We start from the raw sequence: 12,685 nt of genomic DNA, 5'->3' as shown, positions 1-12,685 counted from the left end.
AAATGAAAGAGAAACCTTATCACCACTTATCAGATGGAACTTTTCGAAATCCTGAGGGTTCACCTGTTGTAATATCTAGATCAGGTAAATTTTCTTATAGAACTTTCAGTAAATTAAGAAAAAATATTAGTCTTAATTTTCCAAAAGAGCATGTTGTCGAAAAAGAAAAAGTTAAATCTGATTTAGAAAGATACAAAAATGATGATTACATTGCCTGGATTGGGCACGCTACTTATTTAATTAAATTAGGTAATACAACAATTATTACTGATCCTGTTTTTTCAAAAAATGCAGGTCCATTAATATTTGGACCAAAAAGATTTACTAAACCTGCACTAGATCTGAACGAAATTCCAAAAACAGATTTATTTTTATTAACTCACAATCATTATGATCATCAAGATATGTCAACTATCAGAAATTTTCCATACAAGGATGCAAAAGTATTGGTTCCACTTAACCTTGGAAAATATTTTAAGAATTACAAAGATGTAAATGAAATGGATTGGTATGATCATAAAAATATTAATAGTGATTTAAAAATAACCTTACTACCAGCAGTTCATTGGTCAAAAAGAAGCCTAACAGACACAAATAAAACTTTGTGGGGGAATTTTTTAATTGAATATAAAAAAAGAAAAATTTTATTTGCTTGTGATACTGGTTATGGAAACATCTATAAAGAACTTGGGGAAAAATATGGTCCGATAGATCTTACTATGATCAACATTGGAGCATATAATTTTAAACCAATGTTTGACAAAACTATTTACCACACAACTCCAGAAGAAGCTTTAAATGTAGCAAAAGATCTTAAAAGCAAAAAAGTATTAGGAATGCATTGGGGCACTTTTGTTTTATCTTTAGAGCCAATTATGGAACCACCAATTCGATTTAAAAATAATGCAGAAAATTATGGATTTAAAAGAGAAGATGCAATTACATTTAATATTGGTGAGGTAAAGTCCTTAAACAAATTATTTTAACTATAATATAGTTATTCTATGCATAATTCTATTGCCTTTAAAAGGGGTAGCTTGGTGGAGCATGGATCTATTGTCCCAAATAGCTAACTGATCTTTTTCCCATTCTAATGAGTATTGAAATTTTTTTTTAACTTGGTGCTTAAATAATTTTTTTTTAACTTTTTCAGAATTTTTTAAATTTGGAGAAAATCCTACAAGATGTCCAGGACTACAATAAATTGTATTTTTAGATTTTATCTTTTTTATAATTTTGTGAATGGATTTTAATTCTTCAATCTTTCTACCCTTCTCTTTTACTCTTTCTCTTGTAGTAACTGAAATTGGTCCCTCTGAAGAGTACCTTCCCTTCACTTTGAGTAATTTATTTTTAATTAATTTAGGCAAATAATCATAAGCTAAGTATTGAGAGGAAAATTCAGTGTTTGCTCTACCCTTCTTAGGAACCAGTTTAGAATAAAGCATTGTAAATCTAGGTGGTTTTTTTGTGTAAATTGAGTCTGTGTGAAACTGTTCTCCAAAACTAGGTCCCTTATCTGTTGCTTTCCTTTGAACGACAGTGATTTGTTTATATTTCTTACTTAATCCTTTTAGTCTTGGATATTTTGCTAATTTACCAAAATGTTTAGCAAACTCTATATAATCTGAAGAACTTAATTTTTGTCTTCTAAAAAAAATCATACCGTAAAGCTCGAGTGCTTTAAAAAAAAATTTAAAATCTTTTTTAGAAATTTTTTTAACGTTACCCGTAATTTCAGCCCCAATATTTTTTTTATTGGGAATAATCTTAAACATATCTAAGTTTAGCTATTCAGTAATTTACTTTTAGCTTTTTCAAACTCTTCTTGGGTAAGAGCTCCATTTTTGTACAACTCATTTAATTTTGAAATTTCAGAACTTAAATCGTTACTATTTGAAGGTCTAATTACTGTTTCTGAGTCTATTTCTGTTTCCTCAGATTTAATAGGTCGATTATCAACTTTAGCCTTAAAACCTTTCATGATTGCGGAACCACCTAGGTAAAAAACAAATCCTAGAATTGGAACTGCTAAAGCAAAAAAAATAATTTTTTCCATTAATTAATCCTCATCCTCATCTCTCCAACCTTTTTCATACATCAAATATCCAGCTAAGATAACAGAAAAAACTCCAGCAATCATTCCAAAATCAAAACCAACTTGTTTATTATATAAATACCAACCCAATTGAGTGGCTCCAATTGGAACTGCAGTTAATAAAATCATTATTATTGCAATTCTGTATTCATATTTTGGTTTTTTCATCAAAACGAGCTTATCAAATACAACGGTAATTAAATCAGTTTAAATATCCTTGAGACAATTAAACTTATATAAAAAGTCTTTATTTTTGTGATCTTTTAAAACACTCAATTGTGTTTTTTAATAAACAAGCGATAGTCATTGGCCCTACACCACCTGGAACTGGGGTTAAAGCTTTTGCATTTTTTGACACATCTTCAAAATCAACATCTCCAACAATACCTTTGTCAGTTTTATTGATACCAACATCAATTACTATTGCATCTTTCTTTACCCAATCTCCTTTTACAAGCTCAGGTATTCCAACTGCTGCAACAATTATATCAGCTTCTAAACATTCAGCTTTTAGATCTTTAGTTTTTGAATGAGTAATTGTTACGGTACAATTTTCTTTCAAAAGTAATTGTGTCATTGGTTTTCCATTTAAATTTGATCTACCAACTACTACTGCTTTTTTTCCATTCAAATTTGGTTCAATTTTTTTAATTAACAAATAACAGCCTAAAGGCGTACAAGGAACTGAGCTTTCATAACCTGATGAAAGATTTCCTACATTCATTGGATGAAAACCATCTACATCTTTAGAAGGATCAATAGCCTCAATAACTTTTTGCTTATCTATATGTTTTGGTAATGGTAATTGAACTAAAATTCCTGAAACTGTTTCATCTTTATTTAATTCTTCAATTTTTTCTAAAACAGTTTTTTCTTCAACACTATCTGGATATTTAATTACTTCCGATTTTAATCCTACTTCGTTTGCTGATTTTTCTTTATTACGAACATAAATTTGGCTTGGAGTAAGATCTCCAATTAATATAACCGTTAAACCGGGGACTTTGTTATATTTGGATTTAAGTCCTGATACTTCTTGTTTTAATTCTTCTCTTAATTCAGCTGCAGCTTTTTTTCCGTCAATTAAAATCATTTTACTTTCTAAAATATAATTGGTGCGATGTAGAGCTTCATACACATTTCAATAAACCAAATCAATAAAAGAAGAATGATTGGTGAAATATCTAGTGATCCTAAATTGGGCAAAAAACGTCTAATTTTATTAAGTATTGGCTCAGTCAATTTGTAAGTAAGCTCTAAAATTGAGTAAACAAATCTATTTTGAGTATTTAAAACATTAAATGCTATTAACCAGCTTATAACTACATTTGCTATTACAACATAAGAATACAGTTTCAAAATCTGTAAAACTAAATAAAAAATTGCTATCATTTTTTCTCAACATAAATTGACTGACTTGGAAAAGCAAAAGAGGCATTATTTTTTTCTACAATCTGCTTAATTTCAATTGCTAATCTCTCTTTAACTTCTAGAGAATTACTCCAACTATTTGAATTCGTAAAACATCTCACCAATAAATCTATTGAACTATCAGAAAACTTCTCAATTCTAACCGCAACTCCAATTGATTGATTAAAGTCTTCACTGTTGTTTATATAACTTTCAATTTCCTCTCTTATTTTTTTTAATTGATCGATCGTGGAGTCGTACTGCAATGTAATGATCCATCTAATTCTCCAATTAGATGTTTCGCTAACATTAACCACAGCATTTTCTGCAAATTGAAAATTAGGAATAATCGCTAGAGATTTATCAAACTTTCTTATTGTTGTTGATCTAAAACCAATTTTTTCAACTGTGCCTTCAATAATCCCATCTACTGCAATCCAATCTCCAATTTTAAATCTTTTTTCAACTAATACTAAAATTCCAGAAATTAAATTTTTAAATAAATCTTGTGCTCCAAGCGCAACAGCAACCCCAAACAAACCAAGACCAGCAATAATTGGTCCTATCTTAATACCCCATAGTTCTAGTACTGCAGCTAATCCTAAAATAAATATTAAAATCTTAAGTGATTTAATTATCCAACCAATAAGTTCTCTAGTTAAAAGTTTATCTAGTCCACTTAAAATATATGAAATGGGTTCTATAATTTGATGAATAACCCAAAAAATTAATATCGTAATTAACGTTCTATTAATTGTATCAACTACTTCTCTTCCTTCTGTTGAAAAGGTCATGTAGTAACTCGCAATAAAGAAACCTAATACAATTGGTAGAAATCTAGCTGGACCAATTAATGACTGAACAAAAGTGTCATCTAATTTATTTGTTGTTCTTTTTGAGATAATTTCTAATTTTTTTATAATTAATTTACTGATTAACCCTCTGAAGACTAAAAAAAGTAAGAATATACCTATTCCAATTAAAATTTGAAAAATATCAACACCAAGTATTCCTTTTTTCCAAACAGATAAAAATATTTCAGAAAAATTATTTATTAATTCCATACCTAAATTTTATATAACAAAAACTCTTCTTCTCCAGGATTAAAAAGAAATATCTTTTTCCATTTGATTTCATTCAATATTGACGAGGTTTTTTCACCTATACACATCAAGTTTGTATTCATCCAAAGGTTTTCTGTTTGATAGATTTTTATAAAATTTAAGAAACTAGAGGCACTATTTTGAGAATAAACATAAACAATGTCTGGTGTATTCTGCTTTAATTCGTTAACAAAATTTTCATCAAATTTTTCCGTATGATTTACTTTATAATTGATAATACGTTTAACAGCATACCCTTCTTTTAATAATTGTTGGTCTAAATCAGTTGTTATGATCTCACCACTCACATAAAGAAGTGGAGTTTCTTTTAATTCATAATTTTGCAAAATTAATTCTTTAAGGTTTGAAACATTTCCTTCTGCAGCAATTGTATTTTGAAATCCCAAACTTCTAGCTTTTTTTTCTGTAGCACTACCAACACAAAAACAAATTAATTTTTTATTTAAATTTTCTACATTTAAATTTTTTACAGCATTAGAACTTGTAAAAATTAAACCACCATAATCACCAGAGTTAATTTCTTCATGTTGAACTTTTTCAATATTTATTAATGGTAGGTGAGATACTTTGTGATCTAAAGATTGAAACTTAACTATCATTTCTGAACAATCTTCTATAGGTCTGGTTAACAAAATATGCATTTTACTTTTTATATGAATTATTTGATTTAATTTTTAAAGTGTTACCAACTTCTGTTCCAATTTCTTTAAACATATCAATATTTCCAGATTTTTTTTCATAAAATATTTCGGAACCGTCTAATGAGAATAGTTCAGCTTCAACTGTAATTTTATCCCCTTCTATAATTGAATGAGCACCTATTGCAGTTTCACAGTCACCTTCCAATACCTTTAAAATGTTTCTCTCTATGTGAGCTCTCATATAAGTATCTTTGTGATTTATTTTTTCCAAAACTTTTATAATTTCATCATCATCATCTCTACACTGTAAAGCAATAATACCTTGGCCTGCACTTGGAATAATTTGATCAGTCGAAAAAATTTCAGAAATTTCATTATCTAAATTTAAATATTTTATACCTGCATAAGATAAAACTATTGCATCATAAATACCTTCTTTTAGCTTTTTAATTCTGGTATCTACATTTCCTCTTATTAATTTACATTTTACATCTGATCTTATTTTTTTAATTTGAAATTCCCTTCGATAAGATGAGGTTCCTACTATTGCATTTTGTTTTAATTCCTTAATATTTTTCTTATCATTTGTTATTAAAATTTCTCTTGGATCTGTCCTTTGTAAAAATGACTTTGTTCTAAGTCCCTCAGTTTCAATGGCTGGCATATCTTTTAATGCATGCACGGCTATATCAATTTTTTTTTCTTTCAGTTCTTTTTCAATCGTACTAGAAAATAAACCCTTACCACCGACCTCTGATAATCTCCGATCCTGAATTTGATCACCTTTTGTAGTTATTGTTTGAATAACAATCTGATCATCTGGGAAGTCTAAAGTTTCAATAATTTTATCTCTAGCTTTTTGCGCATAAAGCAAAGCTAATTTACTTCCTCTTGAGCCTATTATAATTTTTCTATTCATTAAAAATTTATTTCTTACTTGTATTGAGATTGTACAATTATTAAAAACTATTTGAATGAGTAAAAAACCCTTAATTCTTGGAATAGAGACTAGCTGTGATGAAACTGCAGCATCTATAATAACTGAAAATGACAAAGGAATTCCAACAGTTTTATCCAATATTGTTTCTAGTCAGGTTGATGTTCACAGAGAATTTGGGGGGATAGTTCCCGAACTAGCCGCAAGATCACATATAGAAAAAATAGACTGGATTGTTGAAAAAGCAATCTCAGATAGTGGAAAAAAAATTGAAGAAATTGATGCTGTTGCTGCAACTGCTGGGCCAGGTTTAATTGTTTGTTTGTCAGTTGGTTTAAGTTTTGGAAAAGCTTTTGCAAGCGCAATCAATAAACCTTTTATAGCAGTTAACCATCTCGAGGGTCATGCATTAAGTCCTAAGTTAAATTCCCATTTAAATTATCCCTATCTATTATTATTAATTTCAGGAGGTCACTCACAATATTTAAGTGTTCAAGGTCTTGGAAAATATAAAAGATTAGGAACAACTATTGATGACGCATTAGGTGAAGCATTTGATAAAACAGCTAAACTTTTGGGAATTGAATTTCCTGGTGGACCACAAATCGAAGTTTTGGCAAAAAAAGGAGATCCTGAGAAATATGATTTACCCAAACCAATTTTTAATAAAGGTGGATGCAATTTATCTTTTGCAGGATTAAAAACTGCAATTTTAAAAATTGCAAAATCTATAAAAACAGAACAAGAAAAATTTGATTTAGCAGCTTCTTTTCAAAAAACTGTTGAAGAAATTCTTAATAAAAAAACAAAGATAGCATTTGAAGAATTTGAAAAAGAAAATAAATTAAAAGAAAAAGTTTTTGTAGTTGCAGGAGGAGTTGCTGCTAACAAAAAAATTAGATCTATGTTAATTAATTTATGTGAAGCTAATAACTATAAAAGTATATTTCCACCAATAGAACTTTGTGGAGATAATGCTGCAATGATTGCAATGGTAGGTCTAGAAAAATACAAATTAAATGAATTTAATACTTTGGATTATCCAGCTAAACCAAGATGGCCTTTAGATGAAAAAGCTGCATTTTTAAAAGGTGCTGGAGTACAACTGTAATGAATTATTGGTTATTAAAATCTGAACCAGATGTTTGGTCAATTGATCAGCAAATTAAGGCTGGCAAAAAAGGTGCGTCTTGGGACGGTGTTAGAAACTATCAAGCAGCAAATAATTTAAAAAGTATGAAGAAGGATGATTTATGTTTTTTTTATCACTCTAATATTGGTAAAGAAGTGGTTGGAATAGTAAAAGTAATTAAAGAACACTATCTAGATAAAACTGATAAAACTGGAAGATTTGTTGCAGTAACAGTCCAATTTAAAAGTAAGTTCTCCAAACCAGTGACCCTTGAAAATATCAAAAAAAATAAGGATTTAAGCAATTTAGCGCTTATTAAACAAAGTAGACTTTCGGTAATGCCAATTGATGATAAAAGCTGGAAAATTATAAATAACATGAGTAAAATTTAAAAAAAAAATAATCCATGCCAAAAAAAAAGAAAAAAGCAAAATCTAAAAAGAAAACTAAAGTAAGAAAGAAAACTGCAGTTAAGAAAAAAACTAAAGTTAAAAGAAAAAAATCAAAAAAAATTTTAAAACAAAATGAAAAACCTACTCCTGAATTAGTTATAAAAACTAAACCTGAGTGGATCAAAAGCAGTTTAGCTAATAAAAGTAAATACGAACAAAAATATTCTCAATCTATAAAAAATAACGACGAATTTTGGAAAAAAGAAGGAAAAAGAATTACTTGGATTAAACCTTATAAAAAAATTAAAGATGTTAAATACAGTTCTAAAGAAGTAAACATTAAATGGTTTGAAGATGGAACACTAAATGCATCTGCAAACTGTATAGATAGACATCTAAAAGATAAAAAAGATAAAACAGCAATAATTTGGGTTGGTGATAATCCAAAAGATAGTCAAAGAATTACTTACAAACAGCTTCATCAAAAAGTTTCAAAAGCAGCAAATGGTTTAAAAAAATTAGGTATTAAAAAGGGAGATAGGGTTACAATTTATCTTACAATGATACCAGAACTTGCTATTTTAATGTTAGCATGCGTTAGAATTGGTGCAGTCCACTCAATTATTTTTGGAGGTTTTTCAGCAGACTCTATTTCTGGAAGAGTGAATGACTGTGAGTCTGAATATATAATTACAGCAGATGAAGGTGTTAGGGGAGGAAAAACTATTCCATTAAAAGAAACAACTGATGAAGCATTAGAGAGCTGTCCTAATGTAAAAAAATGTATCGTTGTTAAACGTACAGGAAATTCAATTAGTTGGAATTATGATAGAGATGTTTGGTATCATGATTTAATTAAAGATGTTCCTTCTCAGTGTGAGCCAGAGGAAATGAACGCAGAAGATCCTTTATTTATTTTATACACATCAGGTTCAACTGGAAAACCAAAGGGAGTTTTACATACAACAGGTGGATACATGGTGTATGCATCAATGACTCATCAATATATTTTTAATTACAAACCAAAAGATATTTATTGGTGTACTGCTGATATTGGTTGGGTAACAGGTCACAGTTATATTATCTATGGTCCTCTTTCGAACGGTGCAACAACTATAATGTTTGAGGGAATACCAAACTATCCTGATAGTTCTAGATGGTGGCAAATAGTAGATAAATACAAAGTAAATACTTTTTATACTGCACCCACTGCAATCAGAGCTCTAATGAGAGAAGGTGATAAGCCTGTAAAAAAAACGTCTAGAAAATCTTTAAAGTTACTTGGAACTGTTGGTGAACCAATAAATCCAGAAGCTTGGATGTGGTATTACAAAACAGTAGGAAATTCTAAGTGCCCAATTGTAGATACATGGTGGCAGACAGAAACAGGAGGGATATTAATTGCCCCTCAAACAGGTGCTATTCCTTTAAAACCTGGCTCTGCAACAAAACCATTTTATGGAATTAAGCCTATGTTGGTTGATAAATCAGGCAAAGAGATAAAAGGACCTGGAGAAGGAAGACTTTGCATAGCTCAATCATGGCCTGGACAAATGAGAACAGTATATGGGGATCATCAAAGATTTATTGATACTTACTTTTCTCAGTTTGAAGGCAAATATTTTACTGGTGACGGATGTCGAAGAGACAAAGATGGATATTATTGGATTACAGGTCGAGTAGATGATGTAATTATTGTATCAGGACACAACTTAGGTACAGCTGAAATTGAAAGTGCATTTGTAGCTCATCCGAAAGTAGCAGAGGCAGCAGTAGTGGGTTACCCACATGATATTAAAGGTAATGGATTGTATTGTTATGTAACGTTAAATGCTGGTGAAAGGGAAACTGGAGAACTCGAAAGAGATCTAAAACTTTGGGTAAGAAAACAAATTGGTCCACTTGCTACACCTGACTTAATTCATTTCACTCCGGGACTTCCAAAAACAAGATCTGGAAAAATTATGAGAAGAATTTTAAGAAAAATTGCTGCAAATGAACATGGTCAATTAGGAGACACAACTACCTTGGCTGATCCTAGCGTTGTTGATAGTTTGGTTGAAAACAGAAAAAATATTTAAAACTGTATTCTATCTATAAATTCTTTTTTAATAACATCCCATTTTAAAATAACAGAATTTAAAACTATTTTTCGATCAAGTGTTTTTAGCTCATCAGCTATTGGTGCCCATTTATACATTGATAAAGCACTTGGGTTGAAAGGACGATCATTATGATACTTTTCCCAATCAATATTAATTAGTCTTTCATCAAATTCTTTTTTTGCAACTTCGATGACATTTAAAGGCATGTTGTTCGTTGTCTCATCATCTAAAATTTTTAAAAAAATTTCCTTAGCTTTATCTAGTTCATTAAAACTAGAATTAACCTTTAAATAAGAAAAAGTAAAAAACGTTAAATCTTGGAGAGCAACAGAATATATATTCCATTTAGCTTCATTTACAGACTTCATAAATTCATCATTATCGAAATGAAGAACATATCTTGTCCCCATTCTAGTTTTTAAATAACTATAAAGTGTAACTTGAGATACCCATGCAGATTTTGTTTGTATAAACTCTTCTAACTCATCTAAAGTTTTAATTTTTGTTTTAGGAATAAAAGCTTTGAACAAAGAAAAAAAATAAACTTTGAAATCACTCAAAGATAAATCTTTCCAACTTAATTTTTTTTTACTCATAAAAAGTTAATTTTATTGAAAATAAATGAAAAAATTAACCTAATACGGCTAATTTTACACTTTTATTCTCTTTCATAATGGTTAAGGTTTTATCAGTTATAACTAAAAAAGAGAGGTATACATGGCGAAAAACGCTCAACACTGGGAAAAGACCAGGGGCTTGTTGTTTGTAACACTTGCAATCTGGGCTGTATTCTCAATGGGTATATTCCTTTTCGGAGCTGAAATGAACGAAGTTACTGGACCTTTTGGATATCCATTAACTTATTGGTTCACGTGTCAAGGTTCTCTTGCCATATTTGTAATCCTGATTTTCTGGTTTGCAGGTAGACAAGAAAAAATTGATGAAGAGTTCGGCTTTAGTGAAAAAGGAGACGACTAATGATTAAGGGTAATTTTATAGATAACTTGCCTAAAGTTTATGGAATCTACACGGGTGGATTTATAGGTTTCATAATCTTAATGGCGATTGGTGAGCAGATGGGTATGTCTGCAAAAGCAATAGGTATTTGCTTTGTAGGTTTTACCATTTTCATCTACGCAGCAATTGGTTGGCTATCTCGAACAGCCCAAGCAAGTAACTATTACGTAGCTGGAAGAACGGTTCCAACTGTATTCAACGGAATGGCAACAGCAGCTGACTGGATGTCTGGTGCTTCATTCGTTGCGATGGCAGGTGGTATTTACTTCAAAGGTTATGGATATATGGCTTTGCTTGTAGGTTGGACAGGTGGTTATGTGTTAGTTGCAACTTTATTAGCACCATACTTAAGAAAATTTGGATGTTACACAGTTCCAGATTTCGTAGGTACTAGATACGGTGGTAATACTGCAAGATTGATGGCAGTTATCGTTTTAACTGTTGCATCATTCACGTATGTGACTGCACAAATTAACGCTACAGGTACTATTGCAGCTGTTGCTTTAGATATCCCATTCCAATACGCAGTATATGTTGGACTAGTTAGTATTTTACTATGTTCAATGCTTGGTGGTATGAGAGGGGTAACTTGGACACAGGTTGCACAATACATTGTGCTAATTATAGCTTACCTACTTCCAGTATTCTGGATCAGTAATAATATTGGTGCGGGTTTCTTCCCACACTTCATGTTAGCTGATGAAGTTGCTAGAATTGGTGAGTTAGAACAACAGTATGGTTTTGTTAAAAACTCTGCTGCTGATTTAGCTACAGTACCTAAAGGGTTAGCTGGTATTACTAAAGCTCACTCTGAAGTAAACGCAACACCTTGGGCTTTCATCTCATTAGCATTAGCAATGATGATGGGAACAGCTTCATTACCACACGTAATGATGAGGTTCTTTACTACTCCAAGTGTAAAAGCAGCTAGAAAATCAGTAGGTTGGTCAGTATTCTTTATTTTCCTACTATATTCTTCTGCACCGATGTTAGCGACACTATCTAAACTTGCTTTGATTGATCCAAACTTACCGACAGGTATTATTGGTAAATCAATTGCAGAAGTTCAAGCAATCGATTGGTATCAAAACTGGAACCAAGCAAATCTGATGTTTGTAAGCGACTTTAACGGAAATGGAACTGTTGAATTAAACGAGTTCTTCATGGGTGGTAAAGCCGTTGTATTAGCAACGCCAGAAATTGCTGGATTACCATATGTAATCTCAGGTCTAGTTGCTGCTGGAGGTTTGGCAGCTGCGATGTCAACTGCAGATGGTTTGATTCTTGCAATTGCAAATGCAATCTCGCATGACGTTTACTACAAAATGGTAGACCCTAAAGCTGAGACTGCTAAGAGACTAGTTGTTGCAAGGGTATTACTTGTAGTAATTGGTTTTGCAGGAGCAACTATTGCAGCAATGGAGATCCAAGGTATCTTAGGTTCAGTAATCTGGGCTTTTGACTTTGCGATGTCTGGATTGTTCTGGCCACTTGTACTTGGTGTATGGTGGAAGAGAGCTAACAAAGAAGGTGCTATAGCTGGTATGGTCTTAGGATTAGTTTCTGGTTTCGCGTATCTAGTTTGGGTACGAAGTGGTGGAAGCGGATTCTTAGGAATTACTCAGTTAACATTTGGTATCTTCGGATCTACTGTTAGCTTAGTAGCTATGGTTGTTGTAAGTTTAATGACTTCAGCACCGAGCGCTGCAACACAAAAAATGGTTGATGATTCTAGGGTACCTGCGGGTGCATCTGTAATCGGCGGCCAAAAATAAATAATCTTTTTAAGGGGCGATTAATTTCGCCCCTTTTATTTCTTTTTAAGATCA

General features: G+C 31.1%; 15 protein-coding genes. 6 read left to right on the top strand and 9 right to left on the bottom strand.

Features of this window, described 5'->3' with window-relative positions:
• Window positions 1-2 precede the first annotated feature (2 nt).
• Window positions 3-986: an MBL fold metallo-hydrolase gene (locus tag ACTTBE_RS05930; protein WP_440677582.1), complete on the top strand. Its 984-nt coding sequence runs from the start codon at window positions 3-5 to the stop codon at window positions 984-986.
• On the opposite strand, the gene ACTTBE_RS05925 is transcribed toward ACTTBE_RS05930, so the two are convergent.
• From ACTTBE_RS05925 to hemC, 8 genes are all read right to left on the bottom strand, one after another.
• On the bottom strand, window positions 987-1,778 hold the full coding sequence (locus tag ACTTBE_RS05925) for a TauD/TfdA dioxygenase family protein (protein ID WP_440677581.1): 792 nt from the start codon (window positions 1,776-1,778) through the stop codon (window positions 987-989).
• Window positions 1,779-1,786: 8 nt separating this feature from the next.
• Complete coding sequence (locus ACTTBE_RS05920) at window positions 1,787-2,059, bottom strand: SHOCT domain-containing protein (RefSeq protein ID WP_440677580.1); 273 nt, start codon at window positions 2,057-2,059, stop codon at window positions 1,787-1,789.
• Window positions 2,060-2,062: 3 nt separating this feature from the next.
• Window positions 2,063-2,266 (bottom strand): hypothetical protein, encoded by a 204-nt coding sequence (locus ACTTBE_RS05915; protein WP_262589965.1) that lies wholly within the window; start codon window positions 2,264-2,266, stop codon window positions 2,063-2,065.
• A 79-nt stretch (window positions 2,267-2,345) separates the two neighbouring features.
• Window positions 2,346-3,191 carry a bifunctional methylenetetrahydrofolate dehydrogenase/methenyltetrahydrofolate cyclohydrolase FolD gene (gene folD, locus ACTTBE_RS05910; protein ID WP_440677579.1) on the bottom strand — a complete coding sequence of 282 codons (846 nt, stop codon included), beginning with the start codon at window positions 3,189-3,191 and terminating at the stop codon, window positions 2,346-2,348.
• An 8-nt stretch (window positions 3,192-3,199) separates the two neighbouring features.
• Window positions 3,200-3,490, bottom strand: a complete 291-nt coding sequence (locus ACTTBE_RS05905) for a YggT family protein (RefSeq protein ID WP_262589968.1) — start codon at window positions 3,488-3,490, stop codon at window positions 3,200-3,202.
• Window positions 3,487-4,572, bottom strand: coding sequence for a mechanosensitive ion channel family protein (locus ACTTBE_RS05900; protein ID WP_440677578.1), 1,086 nt, complete (start codon window positions 4,570-4,572; stop codon window positions 3,487-3,489). The genes ACTTBE_RS05905 and ACTTBE_RS05900 overlap by 4 nt, the downstream gene beginning before the upstream one ends.
• Before the next feature lie 2 nt (window positions 4,573-4,574).
• The gene (locus ACTTBE_RS05895) at window positions 4,575-5,273 is read right to left on the bottom strand and encodes a uroporphyrinogen-III synthase (protein WP_440677577.1); all 699 of its coding nucleotides are present in this window, start codon (window positions 5,271-5,273) and stop codon (window positions 4,575-4,577) included.
• 1 nt (window position 5,274) lies between these two features.
• Complete coding sequence (gene hemC, locus ACTTBE_RS05890; RefSeq protein ID WP_440677576.1) at window positions 5,275-6,192, bottom strand: hydroxymethylbilane synthase; 918 nt, start codon at window positions 6,190-6,192, stop codon at window positions 5,275-5,277.
• A 55-nt stretch (window positions 6,193-6,247) separates the two neighbouring features.
• On the opposite strand from hemC, the gene tsaD reads away from it, so the two are divergent.
• The 3 genes from tsaD to acs are packed head-to-tail and all read left to right on the top strand — an operon-like array spanning window position 6,248 to window position 9,815.
• Window positions 6,248-7,321 (top strand): tRNA (adenosine(37)-N6)-threonylcarbamoyltransferase complex transferase subunit TsaD, encoded by a 1,074-nt coding sequence (gene tsaD, locus ACTTBE_RS05885; RefSeq protein WP_440677575.1) that lies wholly within the window; start codon window positions 6,248-6,250, stop codon window positions 7,319-7,321.
• The gene (locus ACTTBE_RS05880) at window positions 7,321-7,734 is read left to right on the top strand and encodes an EVE domain-containing protein (protein WP_440677574.1); all 414 of its coding nucleotides are present in this window, start codon (window positions 7,321-7,323) and stop codon (window positions 7,732-7,734) included. Before tsaD ends, ACTTBE_RS05880 begins: the two co-directional genes overlap by 1 nt.
• Window positions 7,735-7,748: 14 nt before the next feature.
• The gene (gene acs, locus ACTTBE_RS05875; protein WP_440677573.1) at window positions 7,749-9,815 is read left to right on the top strand and encodes an acetate--CoA ligase; all 2,067 of its coding nucleotides are present in this window, start codon (window positions 7,749-7,751) and stop codon (window positions 9,813-9,815) included.
• Here the strand turns inward: acs and ACTTBE_RS05870 are convergent.
• Complete coding sequence (locus ACTTBE_RS05870) at window positions 9,812-10,435, bottom strand: esterase (RefSeq protein WP_440677572.1); 624 nt, start codon at window positions 10,433-10,435, stop codon at window positions 9,812-9,814. The genes acs and ACTTBE_RS05870 overlap by 4 nt on opposite strands.
• A gap of 121 nt (window positions 10,436-10,556) precedes the next feature.
• Between ACTTBE_RS05870 and ACTTBE_RS05865 the strand changes: the two genes are divergently transcribed.
• Both ACTTBE_RS05865 and ACTTBE_RS05860 read left to right on the top strand, forming a co-directional pair.
• A complete protein-coding gene (locus ACTTBE_RS05865) occupies window positions 10,557-10,817 on the top strand; it encodes a DUF4212 domain-containing protein (protein WP_440613626.1) in 261 nt (86 codons plus the stop codon).
• Window positions 10,817-12,631: a sodium:solute symporter family protein gene (locus ACTTBE_RS05860; RefSeq protein WP_440619142.1), complete on the top strand. Its 1,815-nt coding sequence runs from the start codon at window positions 10,817-10,819 to the stop codon at window positions 12,629-12,631. Before ACTTBE_RS05865 ends, ACTTBE_RS05860 begins: the two co-directional genes overlap by 1 nt.
• Window positions 12,632-12,685: the final 54 nt, after the last annotated feature.

The sequence above is a fragment of the Candidatus Pelagibacter sp. HIMB1587 genome (genome assembly GCF_052047775.1).
Lineage (GTDB): Bacteria > Pseudomonadota > Alphaproteobacteria > Pelagibacterales > Pelagibacteraceae > Pelagibacter.
The sequence above is the reverse complement of the archived record's forward strand: the minus strand, read 5'-3'. Positions and strand labels throughout refer to the sequence as shown.